At 43.4% G+C, this 26,220-nt stretch carries 22 protein-coding genes; 9 read left to right on the top strand and 13 right to left on the bottom strand.

Features of this window, described 5'->3' with window-relative positions; genetic code table 11:
• The first annotated feature begins 154 nt into the window (after positions 1-154).
• On the top strand, positions 155-1,054 hold the full coding sequence (locus OCV36_RS22200; RefSeq protein WP_135457304.1) for a DMT family transporter: 900 nt from the start codon (positions 155-157) through the stop codon (positions 1,052-1,054).
• A 186-nt stretch (positions 1,055-1,240) separates the two neighbouring features.
• On the opposite strand, the gene OCV36_RS22205 is transcribed toward OCV36_RS22200, so the two are convergent.
• The gene (locus tag OCV36_RS22205; RefSeq protein ID WP_017074853.1) at positions 1,241-1,657 is read right to left on the bottom strand and encodes a VOC family protein; all 417 of its coding nucleotides are present in this window, start codon (positions 1,655-1,657) and stop codon (positions 1,241-1,243) included.
• Positions 1,658-2,011: 354 nt separating this feature from the next.
• Positions 2,012-2,905 (bottom strand): DMT family transporter, encoded by an 894-nt coding sequence (locus OCV36_RS22210; protein WP_135457306.1) that lies wholly within the window; start codon positions 2,903-2,905, stop codon positions 2,012-2,014.
• Between the two features lie 280 nt (positions 2,906-3,185).
• Between OCV36_RS22210 and OCV36_RS22215 the strand changes: the two genes are divergently transcribed.
• Both OCV36_RS22215 and OCV36_RS22220 read left to right on the top strand, forming a co-directional pair.
• Positions 3,186-3,452: a DUF3081 domain-containing protein gene (locus OCV36_RS22215; RefSeq protein WP_017074851.1), complete on the top strand. Its 267-nt coding sequence runs from the start codon at positions 3,186-3,188 to the stop codon at positions 3,450-3,452.
• A 47-nt stretch (positions 3,453-3,499) separates the two neighbouring features.
• Positions 3,500-4,135, top strand: a complete 636-nt coding sequence (locus tag OCV36_RS22220) for a CIA30 family protein (RefSeq protein WP_135457308.1) — start codon at positions 3,500-3,502, stop codon at positions 4,133-4,135.
• A gap of 114 nt (positions 4,136-4,249) precedes the next feature.
• Here the strand turns inward: OCV36_RS22220 and OCV36_RS22225 are convergent, their stop codons facing one another.
• Together OCV36_RS22225 and OCV36_RS22230 are read right to left on the bottom strand one after the other, a co-directional pair.
• Complete coding sequence (locus OCV36_RS22225; RefSeq protein WP_135457310.1) at positions 4,250-5,275, bottom strand: zinc-binding alcohol dehydrogenase family protein; 1,026 nt, start codon at positions 5,273-5,275, stop codon at positions 4,250-4,252.
• A gap of 155 nt (positions 5,276-5,430) precedes the next feature.
• Positions 5,431-6,198 carry a glycine betaine ABC transporter substrate-binding protein gene (locus OCV36_RS22230; protein ID WP_135457463.1) on the bottom strand — a complete coding sequence of 256 codons (768 nt, stop codon included), beginning with the start codon at positions 6,196-6,198 and terminating at the stop codon, positions 5,431-5,433.
• 267 nt (positions 6,199-6,465) lie between these two features.
• Here OCV36_RS22230 and OCV36_RS22235 point away from each other — a divergent pair, with 267 nt between their 5' ends.
• The gene (locus OCV36_RS22235; RefSeq protein WP_017074847.1) at positions 6,466-7,398 is read left to right on the top strand and encodes a LysR family transcriptional regulator; all 933 of its coding nucleotides are present in this window, start codon (positions 6,466-6,468) and stop codon (positions 7,396-7,398) included.
• A gap of 130 nt (positions 7,399-7,528) precedes the next feature.
• On the opposite strand, the gene OCV36_RS22240 is transcribed toward OCV36_RS22235, so the two are convergent.
• Positions 7,529-7,915 (bottom strand): hypothetical protein, encoded by a 387-nt coding sequence (locus OCV36_RS22240; protein ID WP_135457312.1) that lies wholly within the window; start codon positions 7,913-7,915, stop codon positions 7,529-7,531.
• 408 nt (positions 7,916-8,323) lie between these two features.
• Here OCV36_RS22240 and OCV36_RS22245 point away from each other — a divergent pair, with 408 nt between their 5' ends.
• A complete protein-coding gene (locus OCV36_RS22245; protein ID WP_135457314.1) occupies positions 8,324-9,307 on the top strand; it encodes a hypothetical protein in 984 nt (327 codons plus the stop codon).
• A 166-nt stretch (positions 9,308-9,473) separates the two neighbouring features.
• On the opposite strand, the gene OCV36_RS22250 is transcribed toward OCV36_RS22245, so the two are convergent.
• Both OCV36_RS22250 and OCV36_RS22255 read right to left on the bottom strand, forming a co-directional pair.
• Positions 9,474-10,667: an acetate/propionate family kinase gene (locus OCV36_RS22250; RefSeq protein WP_017074843.1), complete on the bottom strand. Its 1,194-nt coding sequence runs from the start codon at positions 10,665-10,667 to the stop codon at positions 9,474-9,476.
• Between the two features lie 733 nt (positions 10,668-11,400).
• Positions 11,401-13,497, bottom strand: a complete 2,097-nt coding sequence (locus tag OCV36_RS22255) for a DEAD/DEAH box helicase (RefSeq protein WP_135457316.1) — start codon at positions 13,495-13,497, stop codon at positions 11,401-11,403.
• A gap of 308 nt (positions 13,498-13,805) precedes the next feature.
• Between OCV36_RS22255 and rnb the strand changes: the two genes are divergently transcribed.
• Together rnb and OCV36_RS22265 are read left to right on the top strand one after the other, a co-directional pair.
• Entirely contained in the window at positions 13,806-15,812 is a 2,007-nt protein-coding gene (gene rnb, locus OCV36_RS22260) for an exoribonuclease II (RefSeq protein WP_135457317.1), read from the top strand.
• Between the two features lie 171 nt (positions 15,813-15,983).
• Positions 15,984-16,790 carry an AraC family transcriptional regulator gene (locus OCV36_RS22265; RefSeq protein WP_135457319.1) on the top strand — a complete coding sequence of 269 codons (807 nt, stop codon included), beginning with the start codon at positions 15,984-15,986 and terminating at the stop codon, positions 16,788-16,790.
• 110 nt (positions 16,791-16,900) lie between these two features.
• Here the strand turns inward: OCV36_RS22265 and OCV36_RS22270 are convergent, their stop codons facing one another.
• Entirely contained in the window at positions 16,901-17,263 is a 363-nt protein-coding gene (locus tag OCV36_RS22270; RefSeq protein WP_135457321.1) for a DUF3024 domain-containing protein, read from the bottom strand.
• 303 nt (positions 17,264-17,566) lie between these two features.
• Between OCV36_RS22270 and OCV36_RS22275 the strand changes: the two genes are divergently transcribed.
• A complete protein-coding gene (locus OCV36_RS22275) occupies positions 17,567-18,382 on the top strand; it encodes a phosphate ABC transporter substrate-binding protein (RefSeq protein WP_017074838.1) in 816 nt (271 codons plus the stop codon).
• Between the two features lie 120 nt (positions 18,383-18,502).
• Here OCV36_RS22275 and OCV36_RS22280 read toward each other — a convergent pair whose 3' ends face one another.
• The 3 genes from OCV36_RS22280 to OCV36_RS22290 form a co-directional block, all read right to left on the bottom strand.
• On the bottom strand, positions 18,503-19,189 hold the full coding sequence (locus tag OCV36_RS22280; protein ID WP_135457323.1) for a MaoC family dehydratase: 687 nt from the start codon (positions 19,187-19,189) through the stop codon (positions 18,503-18,505).
• Positions 19,190-19,506: 317 nt separating this feature from the next.
• Positions 19,507-22,659, bottom strand: a complete 3,153-nt coding sequence (locus OCV36_RS22285; RefSeq protein ID WP_135457325.1) for an efflux RND transporter permease subunit — start codon at positions 22,657-22,659, stop codon at positions 19,507-19,509.
• Between the two features lie 11 nt (positions 22,660-22,670).
• Complete coding sequence (locus OCV36_RS22290) at positions 22,671-23,810, bottom strand: efflux RND transporter periplasmic adaptor subunit (protein ID WP_029225033.1); 1,140 nt, start codon at positions 23,808-23,810, stop codon at positions 22,671-22,673.
• A 259-nt stretch (positions 23,811-24,069) separates the two neighbouring features.
• On the opposite strand from OCV36_RS22290, the gene OCV36_RS22295 reads away from it, so the two are divergent.
• Complete coding sequence (locus OCV36_RS22295; protein ID WP_135457327.1) at positions 24,070-24,513, top strand: dCMP deaminase family protein; 444 nt, start codon at positions 24,070-24,072, stop codon at positions 24,511-24,513.
• Between the two features lie 172 nt (positions 24,514-24,685).
• On the opposite strand, the gene OCV36_RS22300 is transcribed toward OCV36_RS22295, so the two are convergent.
• Positions 24,686-25,528: a mechanosensitive ion channel family protein gene (locus tag OCV36_RS22300; protein ID WP_017074833.1), complete on the bottom strand. Its 843-nt coding sequence runs from the start codon at positions 25,526-25,528 to the stop codon at positions 24,686-24,688.
• 165 nt (positions 25,529-25,693) lie between these two features.
• Positions 25,694-26,161 (bottom strand): DM13 domain-containing protein, encoded by a 468-nt coding sequence (locus OCV36_RS22305; protein WP_135457329.1) that lies wholly within the window; start codon positions 26,159-26,161, stop codon positions 25,694-25,696.
• Positions 26,162-26,220 lie beyond the last annotated feature (59 nt).

Here is a 26,220-nt window from a genome sequence, read left to right on the forward strand (position 1 = left end):
AAAACTGAGTCATAACCGATATTATGTGGGATAAAGGCACGCATAACTGAAATGAGAATTAATTGAGTCAAGTTGACTATAACAAGACAAAGACTTTGGTCGGCGATTCTAAACTAAGTTATGATTCCTTCTCCCTCAACCGATTGATATTTTTATGCCTTCTTTCTCTTTTTCTCAGATCCCTGTTGGGGTTCGATTCATGATTCTCTCCGCTTTTGGATTCGCACTGATGTCAGCTTGTGTGAAGTACATTAGCAACTACGGCATACCAGTATTCGAAATCGTCGCAGCTAGGGCGTTGGTGTCGTTGATCATCAGCTATGTCGATGTGAAGCGCAAACGTATTTCTATTTGGGGCAACAACAAACCCCTCTTGTTCGTGCGTGGTACTGTCGGTACTGCGGCGCTAATGTGTGTTTACTATGCTGTTACCACCTTGCCATTAGCAGAAGCCACCATTCTACAATACGTGCACCCCGTATTTACCGCACTGCTGGGCGTATTATTCCTCAAAGAACGCATCCAAAAATCGACCATGATCTGCATTGCATTTTGTCTGGCAGGATTATTGGTAATGGTACAACCGAGCATGAACAGTGGAGCGAGCAGCGAGTTACCATTATTCAGTATTATGCTGGCATTATGTGGCGCGTTTGGCAGCTCGATTGCCTATGTGATTGTGAGAAAGCTTAGCCAAACTGAAGACAGCTCGGTGATCATTTTCTACTTCCCACTGGTTGCTCTGCCAATATCAACCGTTCTTATCTGGAACGATTTTGTGTGGCCGAACCTGTTCTTAACATTGATGTTGGTGCTGGTCGGGATTTTCACACAAATAGGTCAATACGGTTTAACCAAGGCGATGCAAACCCAAGCAGCAGGTAAAGCTTCGGCTTACTCATACGTTCAGATCGTATTCTCAGCACTATTAGGAGTGTGGGTCTTTAACGAGATTCCATCGGTTTGGACATATCTAGGTGGTGGGCTGATCGTGACAGGCGCACTAATCAATGTGTTTGGTAAACAGTTATTGGTGCCATTTAAAGCTAAGTAGTTAGCTGTCTATAGTTAGACTTAGACGCTTAAGCCAAACAGCCAAACAGCCAAACAAATAAGATTAAAAAGGGCATTGCGGAGTATTCCGCAATGCCCTTTTCTGTAAATCTTTCCTAGCACCCTTTATTGGACGTTTTATTTGAACAAACTCGCTCTAGCAAACCAACTCGATTAATGAGTTTTATTACGTGGCATTGCGCAGTTTAGGATCATCACTCAGGTATTCTACGAACTCGATTTCAAAACCTGCCGGATCCACAAAGTAGACGTTTTTACGGTAAGGTTCTTCCGCTCCGGGTTTGGCTATTGGGAAGCCCGCATCAATAAGACGTTCAATCACACTCTCAATATTATTGGTCACATAAGCGAAGTGAGCGAGACCAACTGAGTGTCCGGCTAAGTCTCTATTTTCACCCTCTCCATGATCACTCATTGCGATATATTGATACTCATCGCCAAAGTGCAGCCAGTTACGTGGCTTGCCTGACCATTCACCTTTCCCTTCATCACGGACATACCAGTGAGGGAACGCCGCTTTGTAGAAAGTCAGCATTTCTGGGATGTCTTTGACGACTAAATTCACATGTTCAAGTTGGATCATTCTTCTCTCCTTAAAGTATTCTCGTAAGCAACGTTGTATATCCTAATACCTCAAGTTAAGTTGAGGTAAAGGGTTAATTTACGTTTATTTTCAAGAACGTTTTTAGAGTCCAAATTGTTCTATTTTTTGATGCTATACAAACTTTAAGCATGAGAACTTTAATCACATAAGTTTTAAACAATAGACGTTAAGTTTAGACGACCTACCCCAAACTGACTTCCTGATCATGCGGCTTGTTAAGCTCGTTTCTTAATTCTGTAATGATTCAAAAACAAAAAGCGAACCACTTAGGTTCGCTTTTCTTTCATCTAGCACGTTTCGTCTTTGCAATACGCGGCGGTTAAGCCGCAGATATTATGACTTGGGCTGATCCACTTCTACATCGAGGGGGGTTCTGTTCCCTAGACTAAAGAACTTCTTCCATTTAATCGGCATCATTGGAATAACAATGAGGCTGATACCAACCAGTGTCAGAATATCGGGGATCTCGTCAAACCACATCACGCCAAACAAGGTTACAAACACTAACCCCGAGTATTCTGCGAGCGCAATTTGGTTTGCTGGAGCCTTTTTATACGCGACCACCACCAATGCATGATAGCCAAGAACAAATAGATTGATTGCCATGATCCACCCCAAATGACGCCATTCAATCGCAGCCCATGCTGGCAATGCAAACGCCAGTGCAAGTGGCAGAGTCATAACACTAGTCCAAAATAAGGTCGAGATAATGTGTTGTTCGGCGTTCAAACGCTTAATCAAAATATTACCAACACCCATTGCAAGCGCACTGCCTAGCCCTGCAATCGCCGCCCAGTGAAATTGCTCAGGACGCAACACAATTAGCACACCCACGAAACCTATCAATGTCGCGATCACTTTTGATGATGTCGGCCTTTCTTTCAACAACACAATAGACAGAGGAAGCATCAGGATTGGCCCAACATAGAACATCGCGTTCGCTGTCGCCAAGGTAAGGTGTGTAATGGCAATCATCGCACAACCACTACCCACTAATATAAATTGAGCCCGTAAAAAATTGATGCGGCAACCGCCTTGCATGCGAGTTTCTTTAGGGAGCTTTAGCCAAAAAGGAAGCAACAGCATCACGCTCAATAACTGACGAATAAACACGTACTGAAACGTGGGAACTTCACCATTGAGTATTTTTAATGAGACATCAGAAAAAGACGCCAATAGGTTTGCAAATACCAAAAGCAAAATGGCGTGGTTGGTGACTTTATTCATACGGAAACAGAATTACACATTTGTCATACAATTATGGGCAAGCATAATACATGAGAATGGCAAATAAGTAACTCGATTCAAACTTCATCTTCAGAACAGAAGAATAAGACTCTCTGGATTGGCACTAAACCCTATTTGCTCAAAAAAAATTTGTAAGTGAGAGGCTCTTTGTAAATAGACTCGCTTACTCTCCCCTGTGATCGGAATAGAAAGTAAAACCGTAGTTAATTGAAATACAAGCACTTAGAATTTTTCATCGACTGCGCAACGGGAGTAGTACATGGACAACAGAATCACCATTATTGAATTTCTTAGAGTGTTTGATTGCATTCGCTCCTCTGGAAAGCAATTAGATAGCAAATATCAATTTGGCGAGATGTTTGCGTGGCACGACTATGACGGCTATACCTGTTGGCTAAGCTACAGAGACGTTACGGTGACACTGATGTTCCACGGCTCATTGAAGATCGAATACGACAAAGCATCGAACTATGAAGACTTCATCAAGCGTTGTTTAGCTATGCTTGAAACTGAACCGTCTTCATAAGTTACCCATCGCTATCGAGTAAAGAACGCATAGTCTACAGGGAAAGAGTGGAGAAGTTCATGAACGGAACCAATTGTAAAACGCGGTTACCCCCTAGGTTAACCTCACCTTTACTCCTTCTACTTAGTCTACATTCGTTAAGTCTTAAGGCAGATGCAACAGGGACAAACATGATCGACTTTACACAAGCTAGTGAGCATCAAAACTGGACAGTGACCAACGACGATGTAATGGGCGGCATCTCAACAGGCGAGCTCATTTATCTCAATAACATGAGTCGATTTAGGGGAGAGCTCTCGTTAGAAAACAATGGTGGTTTCAGTTCTGTAAAGCGCTCCATTGAATCACCTGACCATGGAATAGATAGTGCAGAGCTGATATTCGTTGGTGATGGTCACACCTACCAACTGAGGTTCACAACATCGAAGGAGGGTAATCGAGTTCAATACAAACACGATTTCGATACCATTAAGGGACAGCAGCTTAACAAGACCTTCCACTTCAATGATTTTCAAGCGGTGTTCAGAGGTCGGTTACTGAGCTATGCGCCGGAACTTAAGGCACAAGACATGAAGCAAATTGGCTTTTTGATTGCAGACAAACAGCCCTCGCCTTTTGAGCTAGACCTAATACAGCTTCACTTCAAAACATTGCAACCTATCCCATCACCAGAAGCTAACTAAACCGCACACAAACAAAAGCCCCTGATACCTTTTTGACTAACAACAAGATATCAAGGGCTTCTTCTATTTAAACCGTCAACGATTCAAAACAATGGCGGATTAAAACATCAGCGATTAGTATTTGATGGCTGTTTTACCAATCGACGCACTGCTTTCAATACGTTGGTGTGCATCTTTAATTGTGTCCACACTAAAGCCACCTAGGGTCGTGGTCAGCGTCGATTTAATACGGCCCGCATCAATCAGATTCGCTGCTTGGAATAAGATATCTTGTTGCTTCTGGATATCGTCGGTGTTGAACAGTGAACGTGTAAACATCAATTCCCAAATAAAGCCTGCTGATTTGCCTTGCAGCGCTGATAAGTCAATCCCGCCATCGAACTCTACAATCGAACTGATCAGGCCTTGTGGCGCAATCAGCTCTACCATTGCATCCCAATGACCTTTGGTATCTGCAACATTAAAGATGTAGTCGACATGTTGAATGCCCTGCTCTCGCACAGACTCAACCAAATTACGGTGATTAACCACATGGTCAGCCCCCATGTCTCTTACCCACTGTTCCGTTTCAGGTCTTGAAGCTGTTGCGATAACATTTAAGTTAGTGAGTTGCTTAGCCAGTTGAATAGTGATCGAACCTACACCGCCCGCTCCACCAATGATCAGGATAGACTTTTTCTCTTCAGGACGAACACGCAGACGATCGAACAATGCTTCCCACGCCGTAAGTGTTGCTAGTGGCATAACTGCAGCCGCTTCATCAGAAAGGCTCTTAGGCGCTTTAGCGGTAATACGGTAGTCCACAGCTTGGTATTCTGCGTTGGCACCCATACGCGTTACATCACCCGCATAGTACACACGGTCGCCAACCTCAAAACCTTCAACGTCTAGGCCTTTTGCAACCACTTCCCCTACTGCGTCATAGCCAAGCACTTTAGGTTGTTCGAGTGTTTTATCCTTGGCATTGCGAATACGAATTTTTGCGTCTGCAGGGTTGATAGAAGTCGCGCTCACTTTTACCAACAAGTCATTATTTTTTAGTTCTGGTAGGCTTGTTTCAAATTCAAACAAACTCTCTTGCTCAGTAATAGCGAATGACTGAGTAAATCCGATAGCTTTCATTTTTGATGGTAATGACATGGTGCTTTCTCCGTAAATTTGATGAGTTAATCTTAGAGAACTCTCACTCTAGATAAACAGTCTAGCTTTTGAATGATTATCAAATATTTTTTGACAATCGTATTACCGCTGCTGCGCAACACGACAATCTAATGGTCTTGCCAACGACATTGAGGTTAAATCAGGCCTTTCTCAATCAACCAATCACGCGTTACTTCATCTTGTGGCTTACCTTCGCGGCAAACTTTGTAATCGAGCTCTGCGATAATGTCATTTGAGAAGCGTAGTGAATCCAACTCCTGAATCTGCTCTTCGTTGAACAAACCTTGCTTGTCACCTCTTAAAAGAAGTACCGCTCTGTCAACGATTCCGAGTAAGCCTTTAGGCTCTTTAAGTTCTCGAATATCATAGCGATAATGTAAGAATTGCGGTTTCCACAGGGGCACGATTACCCACTCTTTATTAGCCACTGCACTTTCAAAAGCATCAAAGCAATCGGCTTCACTGCCAGGGAAAAATTCGTAGCCCGCATCGCTAAGCCCGTACTCTTTCATCATCTGAATGGAGAAACGTGTGATACCTGCTCCCGGGTTGATCCCCTGAATTTGGGAGATCATCCTCTCTGCTACTTCAGGCTTTAACAGGTCAGCGACTTCAGAAACCGCTTCTTCAGGGACATAATCAGGTACACCCCATAACGCGTAAGGTTCATAATGCAGTCCAAGTTCTATCAACGGTTCTACTTCTTCAACATCTGCTTTGTAAATTCCATGGCTTGAAGGGAGCCAAGCAGACGAGAGCATATCTATTTCACCCGTTTTAAGTTTTTCAAAGTTCTCCTGATGTGGAGAGAAAATGCGCTCTACCTCAAAACCCATGGTTTTCAATACATTGGCAACCAATGAAGCGGTCGTACGGTGGAACGACAAATCCGTTACACCCATTGTGATTTTCTTAGTCATCTTATCCCCCTAGATCGTAGGCTTCGTCCATACGGTGTGTACTGCGCTACGTTGTCGATAGGGGAAATGATAGTGAGAAAATTACTAATGAAAAACAGCTTCACATTTGAATTATTATCAAATTAATTTTGACAATTAAGAGTTTGAAGCTAAGTTAGAAGCGACAAGTAGAGATAACCCATTTGCAGATTGTGAGCGGGAAATATCCCAACCCCATGTTTAGAACATAATTCAATACAGGTAGATAACATGCTTCTTGAAGACTTACAGGTCATTTTGAAAGTGGCGGAGTTTCGCAGTATCACTGCAGCAGCCACCAACCTTGATATGCGTACTGCCACCGCGAGCGCTGCCGTAAAACGTGTTGAAGCCGCGTTAGGCGCTGAACTATTTGTAAGAACCACTCGCCACTTAAGGCTCTCTTCAGCAGGCGAACGCTATTTACCTGAATGTGAACAAGCCTTAAAAATGTTAGAACAAGCGAAGCTCAACATGCGAGAAGAGTTGGGCATCGTTGACGGTGAGATCCGTATTGCGCTTTCATCGGATCTAGGGCGAAACTTAATCACACCTTGGCTTGATGAATTTTTACTGGAATACCCTAACGCCGCACTACGTACTAGCATCAGCGATAGCAATATCGATTTTTACCGTGATTCTGTTGATATGGCACTGCGCTATGGTTCGCCAAATGACGCCAACATGTACGGTTTTAAGATATGCGATGTTCCTAGGGTATTGTGCGCCACTCCTGAATACTTGGCAGACAGGGGCACACCCAATGAACCTAGTGACTTAACTCAGCACAATGGTTTGCTCTACCAACTTCATGACATATTGCAAGACGAGTGGATATTTAACGATGGTACTCAAGATCACAAAGTGAAACTAAAGGGCAATCGCGCATCTAACGACGCCGATTTGGTGAGACGTTGGTGTATTGCAGGGAAAGGGGTCGCGATAAAATCTTGTCTCGATATGTCGAACCATTTACTTTCGGGTGATGTTGTCAATGTTATGCCCGAATATAAACCAACATCAACAGAGCTATGGTTAGTGTGTCCAAGCCGACAATCAATCACTCCGACCGTTCGCTTGTTAAGAGATTTGTTTCGAGGTAAAACCGCAAACATCCTCTCTCAATTGAGTGATCAAGGCATCTTAGAAACCAAAATATCATAGGCTCTCATGCCGAATAGAGATTAGAGGCCGAGATAGAAAAAAGGCGCTAACGAACTATCTTCCGTTAACGCCTCAAATAAACCGAACATCACGCAATGCAAATGGGCATGTTTACTTTAAATGTGAGTGCTTAATTTGACTCTTCTTCAACGTCGCAGTCTGCACAGCACTGAAGAGCAATTTCATGTTCGAAGGTGATTGTATCTTTACCTTCTTCTAATAGCTCTGCGATTTCATCCGCGACTTCTTTCTCATCATCCGCTTCGATTTCACTCGCTAGCTCTTCTTCTGAGTAACCGAAGAAATTCAGTAACAAGTACTCACGAGCTTCATCTTTAGTACAAACCACGTTTGCAGAGAGATCAGATGGAATCTCACCTTGTGCCAGAGTCGCCGTCACTTGTGCTATAGCATCATCTTTCATTGCAGGCGTTAACCAACCAAGATCAGTACTTACAGTCGTTTTTTTACAGTCGAAACAAGGCAGTTGGTGAAAGTAGTATTGAAAAGTAGTCATAGGTAAATTCTTCTTTAAATGTTGTATAGCGAGATTATGCGCGTTTTGTAGCAAAATACTATCTCAATCACAACCTGAAACCGCTTCGTGTTGAGTATTTTTACAAGCTCCTCGCAAGCTTATATGATCATCCGATCAAAGCGCTATTTTACCCATGCTTACCCAACTTTACGTTTGTTTACATTCGTACAGGTAATATATGCCTCATCACATAACAGGCGTGGCACCTCACAAATACTTTAGTTCCTGCTTAGCTTCGTCGCTCCAGCTATCGGAACTTGGCTATTTAGCTAGTTAGCAACTTAGCTCGGATTTGTTTGAAATAGCTTTGTTTTCAATTAACTTACTTGCACTTGGCTTATTTTGAGCCACGCTTATTGAAATCACCCCGCTTCGGATATCCAATCAATGATCATCACAAAATATCAAGCCCTTACCCTTTCATCGGTTGCTTTGCTCGCTACAGGTTGCTCACCATCATCAGATACGCCCTCGGTCAGCAACATCATTGATTACCAAGGCTCAGCGAGTATTACTCAAGGTGTAGCGACCACCGTTGAATCGAATCTCTTTGAGTGTGCAAACGGACGTAGCCGAGTGGCGGGCGTCGGGGAAATTACGGACTCGGAAGAAAAAGTTTGGACGGTTCCAGCCAAGAACAACTTTGCGACAGGGCCAAAAGCCTTTGATCTTTATGAAGAGTGCTCAAACACCACACCAAGCAGCCTAGCCGAAGTCGATCAAAACTCTGTGCCTGTAGCGGTTGTGGATCCAGACGGTGAGGAAATAACAGGCTATATTTTTGCCGATAACTATTTCGAACTTTATATCAACGGCAAGTTAATCGCGGTCGACACAGTTCCTTTCACACCGTTTAACTCAAACATCGTCAAATTTAAGGTTAAGAAGCCTTACACGATTGCGGTGAAAGTGATTGATTGGGAAGAAAACCTAGGTCTTGGCAGCGAAGATAACCGCGGAAAGGCTTACCACGCTGGTGATGGTGGCTTTATTGCGAGCTTTAGTGACGGAACCGTGACAGGACCAGACTGGCAAGCACAAACCTTTTATACGTCACCGATTTATGACCTGACTTGCTTAAGTGAAGTGGACGGGAAACGCCTTTCTGAAAACTGCACCACGGAAGGAACTGACCACGGTCAAGATGCCTACGCTGCTCATTGGGAAACACCAACTAACTGGATGAACCAAGAGTTCGATGCAACATCTTGGCCTCAAGCATCGGTATACTCAGAAGACGATATTGGCGTAAACAATAAAAAAGCGTACATGAACTTTATCGAAAAATTCAGTGGCGCAGGCGCAAGCTTTATCTGGTCGACAAATGTCGTTCTCGATAATGAAGTGCTACTGAGATATAAGGTTAAATAACCCTTCTGACTTCGTACCTTTGTAATTAAACCTAGCCTCCATTGAGTTAATACTGTCTCGTCCTCAATGTGTAAACACATTTCAGGACGGGACATACAAACACAAAAAAGCGAGCCACTTGGCTCGCTTTTTTGTCGTCTATATTCTACACAAGCGGTTGCTTAGATTACAGGAGCTCTACCGACTGTTGAGCAATTACGAATTCTTCGTTCGTTGGAATAACCATTGCTACTGCATCAAGCATTTCTGATTTAGCGATGATGCCTTCAGCGCCAAAGCGAGCTGCTTCGTTGCCCGCTACATCTTCAACAAAACCAAGAATCTTAAGGTTGCTTAGGATCTCACGACGAATTGGTAGAGAGTTCTCACCGATACCGCCAGTAAAGATGATGCCGTCTAGAGAGTCTAGCGTTGCTAGGTAAGAAGCAACGTATTTAGCTACTCGGTAAGTAAACACCTCAAAAGCAAGCTTAGCGCCTTCATGGCCCTCTTCCATTGCTTCTAAAATGCCACGAGCATCGCTCGTAAGACCAGACACGCCGAGGAAGCCAGACTCCTTGTTTAAAGAGTTGAATACTTGCTCTTGTGACCAACCTTTCTTAAGTAGGTACTCAATGATGCCTGGATCTAAGTCACCACAACGTGTGCCCATCATTAGGCCAGAAAGCGGTGTGAAGCCCATTGACGTATCAACACTGTTGCCATCTTTGATAGCACATACAGAAGCGCCGTTGCCTAGGTGCACAGAGATGAAGCTAGATTCTTCAACTGGCTTGTTCAGCATCTTCGCAGCTTCACGGCTAACGAAGTAGTGGCTAGTACCGTGGAAACCATAACGACGTACACCGAAGTCTGTGTATAGCTCTTTTGCGATTGCACCCGTGAATGCTCGTTGTGGCATTGTTTGGTGGAAAGCAGTATCAAACACAGCGAACTGAGGTAGAGAAGGGAAAGCTTCAATCGCAGCACGGATACCGATAGCACCAGCAGGGTTATGAAGTGGAGCTAGGTCAGATAGGCTTTCAATCTCACTCGTCACTTCTTCAGTAATACGAACGGTTTGAGTAAACTTCTCACCACCGTGAACGATACGGTGACCGATAGCCACGATATCAGCAGTGAAGCCTAAGTCTTCCATCAGGCCTACCAATTTGCCAATGGCAATTTTGTGGTGGTTACCCTCACCTTGAATAGCAATTTCTGTTTTCTGACCTTGATACTTCCAGCTCATGCGAGCATCCTCAAGACCAAAACACTCCCCTAAGCCACTTAATACTGCGTCACCAGAAACAGAATCGATGACAGCAAATTTAAGGGAAGAACTACCCGAGTTAATAACCAGAACAAACGAATTAGACATTGGATATGGATCCTGTTTCAGTACGAATTGGATGAAGTGTTTACTTCAATTTTAGTTAAGCCCATTATTCAATAATTTTTGAATCTTTCAACTTTTGTTTTGTAAAAACCACTAAATGAACACAATTAAGTTGATCTTAGTCATCTATTTATTTATTTCGAGAGCGAAATTAAAAAATAGTTGAATAATAAAGTTGATGAACTGACGAAGCAAACGACTGCTCAAATTATTTTTAGCTTGATTCAGTTAATTAGAGTGACTCAAGAAAATGCAAGAAATCAGAAGAGAAAGCGATAGCACTCTGCCCTCACCCAATAAAAAATGCCGACAATTTATTCTCCCTTTCCCAGCGTTTACATCAAAAAGGCAGAAAGTACGAAGATATTCATAAACGACGTGATAAGGCATTCGACTTAAGTGCAGATAGAACTCTTTTCTACGAATAGGCGTCCTACACTGTAGCTTAGAGGGTTTCTATTCATTGTAACCAGTCGTTGTGGCACGTTATTTCAGTATGGCCTCGTAGGCCAATACAGTTACGTTAACGGTGTATGTCTCTGCTAACGATGTATTTACTAATCTCGCCGAAAAGACCATTAGCGATACGGATTCGAATCGATCCCTTTGATACACCAATGCGGGTAAAAGTTAGCGAGCAGGCACAAAAAAGCCGAGCATTAAGCTCGGCTTTTAAATTCTGTGTCTAGATTAGAATATCTAGGCTAAAGGTTGATTAACCTTCGCTGCGTTCTGGACGACGACCACGGTTACCACCGTTGCCAGCGCTAGCGCCATTGCCGTTACCATGGCCACGTTCGCCACGGAAGTTACCACGGTGATCACCACCACGGTTACGGTCAAAACGACGCTCGCCATCACGACCACCAGCAGAGTTACCATCACGACCGCCAGCTGGGCTACCATCACGGTTGCCACGGTAGCCACCACGACCGCCATTGCCACCTTCACGGTTACCACCTTCGCGATTACCGCCTTCACGGTTACCACGGTAGCCGCCGCCATCACGACCGCCGCCACGGTTGCCATCACGACCGCCGCCGCCACGACGAGGCTCACGGAAGTCGTTGAAATCAACAACTACAGCGCCAGCTTCTTTTTGACGAATGCGAAGTTTGCTTAGCTTACCAGTAGTTTCAGAGTTCATTGCTTTTGGAAGCTGAACGTAAGTAGAACCTTGGTCTAGCTTGATAGCACCGATAGAACCTTTAGTTAGGCCAAGTTCGTTTGCTAGTGCGCCAACGATATCTTTAACCTGAACACCTTGCTCACGGCCAACTTGTAGTTGGTAAGTATCCCAATCTTGCGTATTGAAGTTACGACCACCACCGTCACGGCCATTGTCACGATCTTCGCGACGATCTTTACGACGGTTCTTATCGCGCTCGATAGCAGCGATCATTGGGTCTTCGCCAACGTAGAATAGTGGGCTCTTACCTTGCTGACGCTTAAGAAGCATTGCAGCTAGTGTAGCAGCGTCTACTTCTAGAGACTCTTGAAGAGTAGAGATAAGACCTGCAAAGTTTTCTAGAGCTTTGCTTTCTTTCTCTGTTTCAAGTTCAGCGCCAAGCTTAGCAACACGTGCAGCAGCAACTTCGTCACGTTGTGGAAGTTGGATTTCTTCCATTTGAGACTTAGTTACGCGCTCGATAGTGCGAAGCATGCGAATTTGATTAGTGCGAACTAGTAGGATCGCTTTACCTTTACGTCCAGCACGGCCTGTACGACCAATACGGTGGATGTAAGATTCAACATCGAATGGGATGTCGTAGTTAAATACGTGAGTGATACGTGGAACATCAAGACCACGAGCTACAACGTCAGTTGCAACTAGGATATCGATAACACCTTGTTTGATGTGATCAACAGTGCGCTCACGTAGAGACTGAGGAATATCACCGTGCAGTGCAGCAGCTTTGAAGCCACGTGCAGATAGCCAATCAGCTAGACGCTCAGTGTCTTGACGAGTACGTACGAATACGATTGACGCGTCAGTTTCTTCAGTTTCTAGAAGACGAGACATTGCTTCGTCTTTTTCTACGCCTTTAACAACCCAGTAATTCTGCGCTACTTTATCAACCGTGTGGTTAGTACCAGCAACGTCAACTCGTGCAGGGTTACGTAGGTAACGGTCAACAATAGTCTTAACCATTGGAGGCATAGTTGCAGAGAAAAGTACACGTTGTGCAGATTCTGGAGCTTGCTCAAGGATCCAAGTAACGTCATCTACGAAACCCATTTTTAGCATTTCATCTGCTTCATCAAGAACAAATGTGTGTGCTTCATCTAGGTGTAGACGGTCACGAGTTAGTAAGTCTTTAACACGACCTGGAGTACCAACAACAATGTGAGCACCGCGGCTTAGAGCACGCATTTGGTCAACAATTGAAGCACCACCGTAGATTTCAAGAACTTTAAGACCGTTGATGTCACGACCTAAGTTTTTGATTTCTGCAGCAACTTGAATCGCTAGCTCACGAGTAGGAGCCATGATGATTGCTTGTGGTTTGTGTTGGTTCAGGTTGATTTTGTTAAGTAAAGGCAGAGAGAATGCTGCTGTTTTACCAGTACCAGTCTGTGCTTTACCTAGTGCGTCACGGCCTTCAAGAAGAAGAGGAATAGCTGCTGCTTGGATTGGAGTCGGAGAAACGAAACCCATTCCATCAAGAGCTGAAAGAATGTTATCGTTAAGGGCTAATTCATTAAATTGAATTACAGATTCGGACATTGGGATCCCACTATATATAAGTAAACAAAAGGTCCCGGGAGCTCTATCAATTCCAATACTGATCCAATCAGATACTGATTCCATTCAGAGTTACGAAGCAGTAATAAAACACTTCAAGCCATTAGGGACGTCTAAGGGAGGCGGATTATTCCCTAAATGCATAAAAAAAGCCAGAAAAAATTGAAATACATCACATATTTTTCGGTTTTATATCAATACTGGTTATCATATCGTCAAAACTTGATGAATATCTCGTCACAGCTTGCCGATTCCATCAAATTGATACAGTTAAATAAGTGGGCAATTAATTTAAGCCCACTTCGGCTTTCAGTAGTAATCAGACCTCGCAATGATTATAGTATGCTCAATTGTCCTCGTTAGATAAAAGTAAGATGTTTCAAGATAATCCCCTACTCGCTCAGCTAAAGCAGCAAATCCAAGAAACCCTCCCTAAAAAGGAAGGTACGATCAAAGCCACTGAAAAAGGGTTTGGTTTTCTCGAAGTCGATAGCAAAACAAGCTTCTTCATCCCGCCTCCGTACATGAAGAAATGTGTACACGGTGACAAAGTCATTGCGATCATTCGTACAGAGAAAGAACGCGAAGTAGCCGAACCAGAGGAATTGGTTGAACAAGGTCTTACTCGCTTCATCGCACGAGTTAAGCTTTTCAAAGGTCGATTGAACGTTGTTCCAGATCACCCGCAACTGAAAAAGCTGCAACTAAAAGCAAAAGCTAAGAAAGGCTTAAACCCTGAAACGCTAAAAGAAGGCGACTGGGTTGTCGCTCATATCGTTCAGCACCCATTAAAAGGTGATAACGGTTTCTTGGCTCAAATCTCTGAAAAAATCACCGACGCTGATGACAAGATCGCACCTTGGTGGGTAACACTGGCACAAAACGACCTACCTAACAGTGAGCCTCAAGGCATCGACAACTGGCAGATCAACGACGATGCCGATCTTGAACGCGTAGATATGACGCACGTACCTTTTGTAACCATCGATGGTGAAAGCACAAAAGATATGGACGATGCGCTTTACGCGAAGAAGAAAGAGAACGGTGATTTCGAACTGACTATCGCTATTGCGGATCCTACGGCTTACATCTCTCCAGATGACTCTATGGATAAAGTAGCTCGCGAACGTGGTTTCACTATTTACCTTCCTGGCCGTAACATTCCTATGTTACCTCGCGATCTTGCCGACAACTTATGTTCACTAATTGAGAACGAAGTTCGCCCTGCACTTTGCTGTACAGTGACGGTATCTAAAGAAGGTGTTATCGGTGATGACATTAACTTCTTTGCTGCGAACATCAAATCTCACGCTCGTCTTGCTTACGACAACGTATCAGACTGGCTAGAAACAGGGACGTCAGAGAAGTGGCAGCCATCAGAAGAAATCGCTGCTATTGTTTCTGATTTGCACCAATTTGCACAAGCACGTTCAGCATGGCGCTCTGCAAACGCAGTTGTGTTCCCAGATCGCCCTGACTACCGCTTTGAACTAAGCGAAGACAACGACGTTGTCGCTATCCACGCAGATACTCGTCGCAGCGCGAACAAGCTAGTTGAAGAATCAATGATCAGCGCGAACATCTGTGCTGGTCGTGTATTGAAAGAAAATTTCAATCAAGGTGTGTTTAACTGCCACTCTGGATTCAAAGCTGAAAAACTATCAGACGTTCTAGAACTGGTTAATCCAGAAGCAGAAACACCGTTTACAGAAGAGCAGATCGTATCTCTAGAGGGTTTTGCTACTCTGCGCCGTTGGTTGGGCTCTTTAGACAACAGCTACTACGACAACCGCATTCGTAAATTTCAAGCGTACAGCGAGATCAGCAATGAGCCTGCACCACACTACGCTATGGGTTTAGACATTTACGCAACTTGGACTTCTCCAATTCGTAAATACGGCGATATGATTAACCACCGTATGCTTAAAGCGCACATCTTAGGTAAAGCGCCAATTCAAACGCCAGATGAAACGATTGGTGATGAACTTGCTCTGCACCGCCGTCATCACGGTATGGCTGAGCGTAATGTTGGCGATTGGTTATATGCCCGCACGCTAGCGAACGCTCCGGCAGACGAAACTCGCTTCCAAGCAGAGATCTTCGACATTAACCGTGCAGGCATGCGTGTTCGCCTACTGGATAATGGTGCAGCTGCATTTATCCCTGGCTCTCTCATTATTAATAATAAGGAGAGAATAGAGTGCAACAGTGATATGGGTACTGTATCTATCGATAAAGAAATGGTATACAAACTGGGAGACGTTTTAGAAGTAGTTCTCTCAGAAGTTAATCAGGAAAACCGTAACTTAGTAGCCAAACCTACTCAAGTTTTTGCGGACTTGCCTAGCGAGCCTGAAACGACAAATGAAACCGAAGCTTAAGAACTTTAAAGGTTAGGCTTGCAAGGTTAGATCTTTCAAGGTTAAAAGCTTCAAAGGTTCACTTCTAAAGGCGCTAATTATTAGCGCCTTTTTTGTAAATGTCTCATGCTTAAACAATACTTAAAAAAACATTCAATAAGCAATCAATTTACAACGTCAAAGAAGCGCACTATGTCATCGATTACAGTTACTCAATTCAGAAATTTTATTCCTAGGAAACGAGAACGTTACCCCGCCTCGAAAAACGGTATCTTCATCGTATCTAAAGGCAGTATTTCTTTCACGTTACCCAATGGCACTGAAGCCTCATTACAAGCGGGAGATTTCACGCTTTACAATTCAGGGCAGATTAAAGATGTCACTGTTAATACTGAAAATGGCGAATTTAGCTCAACGTGTTTAGATTTTGATTTGGCTATTTTTCAGAAATTCATCAATCAATTTGGTGATTTAGAGCCTACTCGAATTCCAAATAAATACATCAAGTTCGACAAAACCGACACTGAGATACATCAGATGAAGGAGCTCATCCTAACACTGGCTAATTCACAAACTCAGAATGACTACGCACTCACCCAGTTAGGCTTAGCTTTGTTGTCGTTGATGGTAGAGCAATACCCGGCTTTGCTGACGATTATTGTCCGTGCTTCAAGTTTAAATGTGACACAGAAGGTCATACATTACATTGAGCAGAACATTGAAAATAATATTTCATTAGATACGCTAGCCAGTTATATGGGGATGTCTCCTGCTACGCTTAAACGTCGCTTGTCGGCTGAAGACCTGTCATTTTCAAATCTATTAAAGATAAAGCGCATTGCCCATGCTGCTACTCAGCTCAGAACATCGAACAAATCGATTACTCAGATCGCTTACGAATCCGGTTTTAAAAGTGCTGCCCACTTCAGTACTGCCTTTAAAACCTATCATGGCAAGACACCCAAAGACTTCCGCTCTTTAGTTGCACAGTCTTTGTAAGTGCAGGTTCAGGTAAAAATAAAAGTAAAAATCTGAAATGTGTTGATTGGAATTTACGAAGGTCGTTCATTTTTGGTATCAAACCACCAGTGAACGCCTAAGTAAAATGGTCACGACCAGAAATACGATTTAGGATCTTTTTCTATTTCAGAAAGAATGGCATCAAGATCCTTCGATTTAGCGAGGTAAGGATAAGGTCCCCAATTCACTGAGTCACTTTCCGAATCACCTTCAAGCGGCACCATAACCGACCAACAAGATAGCGACTCATCAAAGATCACGCAGGCTATATCGTTTGTATAATCACTGTGAGATGAGTCGAGCAGATAATGTGCCTGAGAAAACACCACACCACCCTCACACGCTTCATAGAGGGATTTACCTAGCTCTACCGGTAAACTGCGATTGCGAGAAGTACAGAGCCTTTCAGCCCCAATTAAAAGACGGTTCAGTTCTATATGAATGACGGACATAACACCCCTTGCGACTTCATAGAAACTTTCTAAGTAGTGAGTTTCTCTACTTAGCTTAGGATTCAACAAACATTTTAGCGAACAAGCGCGAACAAAATACCCACCCTGCTCTCATAAACGAACCTTCTCTTGATCCCGTCCATTAGTTCAGACTGCGACAACTCATTTGAGCCAAACTAAGCTATGCCGAACTCACTTTTATAAGCCAACCTAGCTGGCATCTTGCACACGAATGGAATTTCACAAAAGTGTCATATAAGCGACCTATGATATGCGACAAATGTTATTAACTAGGAGTTGTTTATGTTACGAGTCGCGCTTGCCTCTCTTTTATCCTTAGCCCTGTCTTCTCAAGCTGCTTTTGCTCAAGAAACCAATATTTCGGGCTCCACTTCTGTATCGCGAGTTATGGATGTATTAGCAGAGGAGTACAACAAGACTCACCCTGATAACTATATTGCTGTTCAGGGTATTGGCTCTACGGCCGGTATTACTATGGTTAATAAAGGTGTATCTGATATCGGTATGAGCTCACGCTACTTAACAAATCGTGAGCAAAACGAAGAATTGAAGGTATTTCCAATTGCCTTTGACGGCCTAGCCGTTGTAACAAACCGTTCAAACGGTGTTACTAACGTAACCCGCGAACAACTGTTCGATATCTACAAAGGTAAGATCACGAACTGGAAAGAAGTGGGTGGTGCAGATCAACCTATCGCAGTGGTAACTCGTGAAGCTTCTTCAGGTTCACGCTACAGCTTCGAAAGCTTACTTGGTTTAACTCAAATCATTAACGACCGTCTGGTGTCTGATATCAATCCAAATAACTTGGTTGTAAACAGCAACAGCATGGTAAAAACGATTGTTAACCATAACCCACACGCCATTGGGTTTATTTCAGTTGGTTCGATCGACCGTTCAATTAAGGCAATCACCTTTGAAGGCGTAGAACCAACATCAAAGAACATTGCTAACCACAGCTATGAATTGGCTCGCCCATTCTTATTGCTACACAAAACAGACTCTGTTTCTGACGAGAGCAAAGATTTCATTAAGTTCGTAAAGTCAAAGCAAGGGCAAGATCTTATCGAAGAGTACGGTTATACACGTATTAAGTAACGGCTCTTAGATAGAGTAAATGCGAGATATCGCACAAACAAAAAGAGAGAGCACTAAGCTCTCTCTTTTTTTTGGAATCTATAATCTTCGTTTAAGAGTCATTTCACTTACAGCAAAGGATTAGAAATGCAGTTGGATTACCGAAACAATCACAGCACCAGGGCGACGAACCCCTTCGATTTCTACGCGGATTTCGCGTTCAATCTCTAAACCTTTTTTAATTGGCGTTACTTTTGTCAACGTGCTCTTAGCGCGGACGTTACTGCCCGACTTTACAGGGTATGGAAAACGAACTTGGTTAAGACCAATGTTTACAACCATCTTAGCTGTTGGGAATTGAGATTTATCAGGATCAACACTGTCAGTCAGTCGTGGAAGCAAAGACAACGTTAAAAAACCATGTGCGATGGTTGTTTTGAACGGAGAGTCTGTTTCTGCCTTAGAAGGCTCAGTATGAATCCACTGCATATCTTCAGTAACAAGGCCGAACTGATTAATACGTTCTTGACTTACATTGATCCAGTCACCAGTATGAATAACCTCACCGATCTGCTGATTGAGCTCATCAAACACAAGTTGAGCTTCTTGCTTTAACACGGTCGGCTGCTCTATTGGCATTTCAGGTGCATCTTCATTTACCGCTGGTTTGTGGTGATCACGAACCCATGCGAAAAAATGGCTATTTTGCGTACGATCAAGAAAGTCGCCCCAGTAATCTCTAAGAGCTGGAGACATCCATTGCATAAACTCTGAGTGTTGCGAAGACACGCTATCGCCTCGGTGTTTAAATAAATCAATGACTTTCATAAGAACCTCAATGCACATAAAATTTCAATATAACTTCGTAATTTTGAAACACTTCACACTATTGTGCAAATGTTTTCGAGCATACACTCGTTCGCTGAACCATGATATTTCATTAATAAACAGTAGCTTAATAATAAAACATCATTTTATTACAAAACCCAAATTAGAGTGTTAGCTCCATCACATAATAAAGATCTGAGTATATAAAAAGCGTTTTTATTCCACTTGTGAATAAAAAAAGGCTTAGCACAATGCTAAGCCTTCGTTTTTATGAGGGGCTAGTTTACGAAAAATAAGTTTACAGGGAATTAAATTCTCTATTCATCATCAAGCGGAACTAACTTGGTATTACCACCGTGTGCCTTCTCTCGCTTACTTTGTATGAATGCATAGAAGCCTGGAATTAGGAACGTACCAGCCAATAACACACATAACAGACCGCCGATTAGGGAAATACCCAACGAGTTCTGACTCACGTGACCTGCACCCGCAGCGAAGATTAGCGGGAAGATACCGAGTATGAATGACCAAGACGTCATGTTCACAGCACGGAAACGCAACGTACCTCCCTTCACAGCTGCATCTTCGATTGATGTATTTTTCTCTTCACGCTCAACTTTCGCGAACTCCACAATCAAAATTGCGTTCTTCGCGGCCAAGGCTATCAAGAGCACCAAACCAATTTGTGCATAAAGGTTCAGCGGTGTACCAGTTAAGTTCAGAGCTAAGAAGGAACCTAAGGTTGCGACCGGTACTACTAAGATAATTGCTATAGGTATTGTCCAACTCTCGTACTGAGCCACCATAAACAAGTAGATGAAGATCAGTGCCAGTGCGAACGCAAAGATAGCTTGGTTGCCTGCCAGTACTTCTTGGTAAGCCATGCCTGTCCATTCGTACTGATAACCCTGAGGTAAGACGTCAGCGGCTACACGCTCCATTGCTGCAATCGCATCACCACTTGAATAGCCCGGTGCAGGTTGCCCTTGAATCACCGCACTGCGGTACATGTTGTAACGCCATGCTACATCAGGTTCAAAGATTTGATCGTAAGTCACCAAAGTACTTAGCGGAATCATTTCATCGTTAGAAGAGCGTACGTGGAATCGTTGTAAGTCATCCATGCTGCTACGGTGTTCACTATCAGCTTGCATAGTTACACGGAAGTTCTTACCAAACATGGTGAAATCGTTCACGTAAAGCGAACCCAGATTACCTTGTAAAGTCTGGAAGATTTCCGATAGTGGGATACCTAATTGTTGCGCCTTCTCACGGTCAATATCGACATAGTAGTGAGGCACGTTCGCACGGAATGTACTGAATGTATGTGAAATCTCAGGCTGTTTAGTCGCCTCAGCAATCACATCATTCATTACTATTGCAAGATCAGTACGGCTACGACCTAGCGTATCTTCTAGAACAAATTCAAAGCCTGATGCTGCACCCATGCCAGGTACTGCAGGTGGGCCCATCGCAAACACAATCGCTTGAGGCAGTTCAGTTGCCGCTCGGCCATTGATACGACGAGAAATCGCAGAGGCAGAATGTTCACCATCTAACGCGTTACGCATATCCCAATCGTGGAGCTTGATAAATAGCGACGCACCATTTGACGCGGAAGCGCCAGTCATGAACGCGTAGCCATTAACCAATGTCACTCCATCAACACCCGGTTCCTGCTCTACCATCTCTAACAGTTGCCCTGTCACGTCTTCTGTACGAGATAGCGATGCCGCATCCGGTAGTTGTACGTTGACCAGCAAAATACCTTTATCTTCTTGAGGTACGAACGCTGTAGACGTCGTCTTCGCAAAGTAAGTAACGGCAGCCAGTGCTACTACAAAGAAGGTAAATAGCAAAACGCCTTTCTTCACAAGGAAGCCAGCGATTTGACCATATTTGTTAGTAACGTTTTCTAGACCGCGGTTAAACGCTTGATACCAACGCGACGTATTACCACCGCCCTGTTTAAGAACCAATGAACACAACGCAGGAGAAAGCGTTAATGCGTTAATCGAAGAGATAACAACCGCAATACAGATGGTCAGAGCGAACTGACGGTACATGATGCCGGTAATACCGGGTAACATGGCTACAGGTATGAAAACGGCTAACAGAACTAAAGTTGAAGTAACGATCGGGCCAGTTACTTCTTTCATTGCGATTAATGTTGCTTTACGTGGGGAGATCGTTGGATCTTTGGCCATGGTGGTATCAACGTTCTCGATAACCAAGATCGCATCATCTACTACGATACCAATCGCCAATATCAAACCAAACAGCGTCACCGTGTTGATGGTGAAACCCGTCATCTGCATGATCGCAAAGGTACCAATCAAAGATACCGGAATCGCAACCACAGGAATCAAGGTTGCACGCGCACTGCCCAAGAACAAGTACGTAACCGCGATAACCAGCAAGATAGCTTCGATGAGTGTTTTGACTACGCCTTTAATCGATTCAGCAACGAATACCGTGGTGTCATAACTCGCCTCGTAAGCCACACCTTCAGGGAAGTTAGTGCTTAGATTGTCGAGCATAGCCATGACCGCTTTACCACTTTCCAACGCGTTTGCGTCTGACTGAAGTGACAGCGTTACGATTGAAGCGTCTTGTCCTCGGTATTTACCATTGCCATCGTAGAACTTTTTACCCAGTTCAACACGTGCAATATCTTTTAGATAAACCGTTGAACCGTCTTGATTTGCTCGAAGTACAACATTTTCAAACTCATCAGCCGTTTCTAGTCGGCCTTTTGTTACCAAGTTGAACTGTACTTCTTGCGGGTTACTGTAAGGTGCAGCACCAATACGACCAGCAGCCACTTGAACGTTCTGTTCAGCCAATGCGCCATACACATCTGATGTCGTTAAGTTCAGGTTAGCCATTTTTTCAGGATCTAACCAAACACGCATCGAGTACTCGCCGCCGCCTAAAACGTTAACTTCACTAATGCCTGACACACGTGCCAATTGGTCTTTAATGTTTAAGTTTACGTAGTTGATCAAGAACTGGTCATCATACTCACCGTTTGGCGAGTAGAAGTTCAATACCATCAAAAGGTCAGGCGAGCGTTTCTTCACCGTCACACCCACCATTCTTACTTCTTGTGGTAGCTTCGATTCGATTTGAGCAACTCGATTCTGAACGTTGACTTGAGCCATATCAGCATCAGTACCAACGTCAAAAGTTACGTTAAGATTGTATGAACCATCGTTAGCACTTTTAGAAGACATGTAGATCATATCTTCTACACCGTTAACCGATGTCTCTATGGGGTCAGCTATCGCTTGTTCTACAACTTCAGCACTTGCACCTGTGTAGTATGCCGACACGCTAACAGAAGGAGGGCTAATTTTTGGATATTCAGCCACTGGTAAGATAGCGAGAGAGATCGCACCTGCCAGCGTTAATATTATGGATATTACAAGGGCAAACTTAGGCCTTTGAATAAAGAAACGACTTAACATAATTACGCCCCTTACTCGGCTTGTTCAGCAGCAGAAGGTTGAATGCGAACAGACATACCATTACGCACACGCTGTAAGCCTTGAGTGATGACCGCGTCGCCCTTCTCTAATCCAGAGTGAACGATCACGCCGCCTTCAACCTGTCGACCCATCTCGATATTTCTGCGCTCAGCTATTGGTGTTGCGTCGCCTTCTACTAGCACCATCACAAAGTCACCCTCTAAATCGGTTTGAACCGCACGACGGGGAATCGTCACGACATCAATAGATTGTTTATCTCGAAGATCGATACGAACATGTTGGCCTGGTAACAATTGTTGCATTGGGTTATCAGCAATGGCGCGCATCGCGATCGTGCCAGTATTTAAGTTAATGCGGTTGCCTAAAAAGTCGAGTTGGCCTAGGTGTTCGAATGCTTCACCATTTTCCAACACGATCTCTACTTCAACACGAGCAGAATCACTGCTGCCATCACCTTCAATACGATCCATACCTAACTCAATGCGTTCGCGCTCACTAATACTGAACGAAGCATGGATTGGGTCTAAGCTAACCAATGTAGTCAGTACACCTGAAGACGGTGAAACTAGATCACCTTTACTTACTTTAGTGTCACTGATTCTTCCAGAGAAAGGCGCAACGATTTTAGTATGAGAAAGCTGAACATTCGCGGCGTTTAACTGAGCATGGCTTGCTTCAAGTTGTGCTTGAGAACCGAGTAATGAAGCTGTCAATGCGTCAAATTCCGATTGAGAAATACTGCCTTTTGGAAGTAGGTTCTTACCACGGTTGAAATCAAGCTCGGCTTTTTTAAGGTTGGCATTCGCTTGAGCAACAGATGCTTTCGCACTCGCAACTTCAGCTTCAAATGAGGATGGCTCAATTGAGTAAAGCAATTGACCCTTTTCGACCATTTGACCTTCTTTGAAATGACGGCTTTGTAAATAACCTGAAACCTGCGCAGTGATCGCAGTGTCTTCAACGGCTTCAATACGACCGATGTATGACTTACTTTGCTGGTGAGAAATAACACTAACATCCTGTACAGCTACGAGAGGTAAAGGCGCTTGTTTGGCATTTTGGGCATCTTGCCCGCATCCAGCAAGAAAAAGAGAGCTTGCAAGAGCCGTAAGGATTAACTTTTTACGCATGGTTATACCGTCACTTATGAGAAATTGAACAGCATAAAAGTTACGTAACACATCCGTCACCATTGTCCGAGGAATATCAATTATAACTAGCCAAAGTGTATCAATATGTTAATTGAAACTAAGTGCTTATAAAGTGATTACAAACGCGTTACAATTCCTAGGTAAATCAACCCCTCAGCTTTTGTTCTCTATGGATATTGTCTAACATCATGTATTGTCGGACAGATAAGCATTCACATTTAATTGTTAAGGAATTCTCATGATTTCAAAATGGGCTAAACGTTTCTATCAAATGGCGGAATTGGTCGGTTCTTGGAGTAAAGATCCTTCAACTCAAGTCGGCGCCGTAATCACTAAGCACAACCGAATCGTATCAGTAGGTTTTAATGGCTATCCTCATGGTGTATCTGATAGCGCTGATACTGATGATCGTGAAATGAAATACCTCAAAACACTGCATGCTGAAGAGAACGCAATTCTATTCGCCAAGCGTGATTTAGATGGCTGTGAAGTTTGGGTAACTCACTTCCCTTGTCCAAATTGCGCAGCAAAGATCATTCAAACTGGTATCTCCGCTGTACACTGCCCAGAGCAAAGTGAAGACTTCCTTTCTCGTTGGGGAGATAAGATCAAGATAAGCCAAGATATGTTTGAACAGGCTGGAGTAACCGTTGATTGGCTACCACTCACCGATCTAGACTAATTTCAGTAGGTTAACCTAAGAAAATGAACTTCTAGGATATAGCTCGATTTCAAATACAAAAAAGCCGAGAGTGATATTATCGCTCTCGGCTTTCTTTTTATTCTCTATATCTAGTATCTAGTATCTAGTATCTAGTATCTAGTAAGCATAACACGCATAACGCCTAAAGGTATTAAGCGTTGGTCGGGAATTCTATAGCGTAGGCTTCCATAAAATCCTTACGAATGTCTTGTTCCAAGTGAATCGCTTTTTCTGTTGGGCAGAAAATCATAAAATGTACTTCTTGCTCACCCGTTGAACTGCTTGTGATATGGATGTGAGGCTCAGAACCTGGAAGGTCAACACCAGCGTGCTTTTCAATCACCCCATTATAACGGCGCGCAACATCAATAAATTCTTCACAATGCTCTTCAATTTTTTCGATAAGACCCGGCACCATTGGATATAGGTTGACGAAATCTTTTACCGTCACAAAGAAGTTGTGATAAACATAGCGCTTCATGAAGTTAAGATTTTTCACTGGATAAGTGAAGAACATACTGTTTGGTAATGTCGCAGTCTTACCAGTAAAGTGATATTGCCCGTGATAGAGATCGATTTCCTGAATCACAGTCGCCATCAAGTTGTGCTCAATCACCTCACCACTAATTTTACCCACTTCAATCCAGTCACCAATTCTAAATGAACGTGAACTCGCACGTTGAATAGAACCGGTAAAACACAAAATGATCTCTTTCGATGCAACGACTATAGCAACTGCAATTGCCGTCACAGACAGTGCAAACTCGCTGATTTCAGATTTCCACAGCACAAATAAAGTGACCATAATAATGGCAAAAGTACCGTTCTTGGTGCGTGACATCCAGTTACGTTGATCTTCACTGAGAAAAGCGACATCACCACGGATTCGAGACAAAGTGATTCGTCGGATTATTAATATAATGCAGATGATCAGCACACTAAAAATAAACTTATTAGCGAGTAAGAAATCGATCACTTGCCACAACTTTTCCATTACGTATTCCTTTGTATTACAACAATTAATCTTTATAACGACGAACTTTACAGCAACGAGCTTTACAACAATTAGCATTTGAAGAACTGGCTGAGAAAGCATTATAAAAAAGCGCTCAAAAATAGAGCGCTTTTTTGCGTGCCTAAATCAGCTTAGCTAAGGCTATCATTTTATTTTGGCAGAAGTAATAAATTGGCCAAAAGTTTCACACCAAATCACAACCGTATTAAATCGATTAAGATCAGTACCTTCAGGCAGCTCAACCATAAATCGGTCGAATGTTTTTACATCTCCGACTCTCAGTAAATCGCTTTTACTATCATTGAAGGCCTGTTCGGTTTCAATGAACTTAGGTGATAGGTAAACTTTATAATCCGGTCCCGGTGCCAGTTCACCTTCAAAAGCGATCGTACTTTCAGTGACTGATACTTTCCCTTCTCCCCAATGCAAAAAGTCACTGTCTTGTCGGTCTTTGCTAAACTCACCGGTATAAATCGCCTGCTGGCTGATCACTTCAACAGAATTTATTGAAGGTGAATCTGGCTCTATCAAGATAGGCAGAGCATAAACACCAAGCCCAAAACCAAAAGCACCCACGGCTAAGTGGGTGCAAAGTAAAACTAACTTTTTCATCGCGTACTCCCTTATGCTTAAGGAGAGTATTATTGAATACTCTCAAAAATACAAAGAGA

This window comes from Vibrio echinoideorum, from assembly GCF_024347455.1.
Lineage (GTDB): Bacteria > Pseudomonadota > Gammaproteobacteria > Enterobacterales > Vibrionaceae > Vibrio > Vibrio echinoideorum.

What these genes read in the sequence shown, in the direction of transcription:
- OCV36_RS22200 (WP_135457304.1), top strand. Translation starts at nt 155, where the DNA reads ATGCCTTCTTTCTCTTTTTCTCAGATCCCTGTTGGGGTTCGATTCATG.
- OCV36_RS22205 (WP_017074853.1), bottom strand. Translation starts at nt 1,657, where the DNA reads ATGATCCAACTTGAACATGTGAATTTAGTCGTCAAAGACATCCCAGAA.
- OCV36_RS22210 (WP_135457306.1), bottom strand. Translation starts at nt 2,905, where the DNA reads ATGAATAAAGTCACCAACCACGCCATTTTGCTTTTGGTATTTGCAAAC.
- OCV36_RS22215 (WP_017074851.1), top strand. Translation starts at nt 3,186, where the DNA reads ATGGACAACAGAATCACCATTATTGAATTTCTTAGAGTGTTTGATTGC.
- OCV36_RS22225 (WP_135457310.1), bottom strand. Translation starts at nt 5,275, where the DNA reads ATGTCATTACCATCAAAAATGAAAGCTATCGGATTTACTCAGTCATTC.
- OCV36_RS22230 (WP_135457463.1), bottom strand. Translation starts at nt 6,198, where the DNA reads ATGGGTGTAACGGATTTGTCGTTCCACCGTACGACCGCTTCATTGGTT.
- OCV36_RS22235 (WP_017074847.1), top strand. Translation starts at nt 6,466, where the DNA reads ATGCTTCTTGAAGACTTACAGGTCATTTTGAAAGTGGCGGAGTTTCGC.
- OCV36_RS22240 (WP_135457312.1), bottom strand. Translation starts at nt 7,915, where the DNA reads ATGACTACTTTTCAATACTACTTTCACCAACTGCCTTGTTTCGACTGT.
- OCV36_RS22245 (WP_135457314.1), top strand. Translation starts at nt 8,324, where the DNA reads ATGATCATCACAAAATATCAAGCCCTTACCCTTTCATCGGTTGCTTTG.
- OCV36_RS22250 (WP_017074843.1), bottom strand. Translation starts at nt 10,667, where the DNA reads ATGTCTAATTCGTTTGTTCTGGTTATTAACTCGGGTAGTTCTTCCCTT.
- OCV36_RS22255 (WP_135457316.1), bottom strand. Translation starts at nt 13,497, where the DNA reads ATGGAATCAGTATCTGATTGGATCAGTATTGGAATTGATAGAGCTCCC.
- rnb (WP_135457317.1), top strand. Translation starts at nt 13,806, where the DNA reads ATGTTTCAAGATAATCCCCTACTCGCTCAGCTAAAGCAGCAAATCCAA.
- OCV36_RS22265 (WP_135457319.1), top strand. Translation starts at nt 15,984, where the DNA reads ATGTCATCGATTACAGTTACTCAATTCAGAAATTTTATTCCTAGGAAA.
- OCV36_RS22270 (WP_135457321.1), bottom strand. Translation starts at nt 17,263, where the DNA reads ATGTCCGTCATTCATATAGAACTGAACCGTCTTTTAATTGGGGCTGAA.
- OCV36_RS22275 (WP_017074838.1), top strand. Translation starts at nt 17,567, where the DNA reads ATGTTACGAGTCGCGCTTGCCTCTCTTTTATCCTTAGCCCTGTCTTCT.
- OCV36_RS22280 (WP_135457323.1), bottom strand. Translation starts at nt 19,189, where the DNA reads ATGAAAGTCATTGATTTATTTAAACACCGAGGCGATAGCGTGTCTTCG.
- OCV36_RS22285 (WP_135457325.1), bottom strand. Translation starts at nt 22,659, where the DNA reads ATGTTAAGTCGTTTCTTTATTCAAAGGCCTAAGTTTGCCCTTGTAATA.
- OCV36_RS22290 (WP_029225033.1), bottom strand. Translation starts at nt 23,810, where the DNA reads ATGCGTAAAAAGTTAATCCTTACGGCTCTTGCAAGCTCTCTTTTTCTT.
- OCV36_RS22295 (WP_135457327.1), top strand. Translation starts at nt 24,070, where the DNA reads ATGATTTCAAAATGGGCTAAACGTTTCTATCAAATGGCGGAATTGGTC.
- OCV36_RS22300 (WP_017074833.1), bottom strand. Translation starts at nt 25,528, where the DNA reads ATGGAAAAGTTGTGGCAAGTGATCGATTTCTTACTCGCTAATAAGTTT.
- OCV36_RS22305 (WP_135457329.1), bottom strand. Translation starts at nt 26,161, where the DNA reads ATGAAAAAGTTAGTTTTACTTTGCACCCACTTAGCCGTGGGTGCTTTT.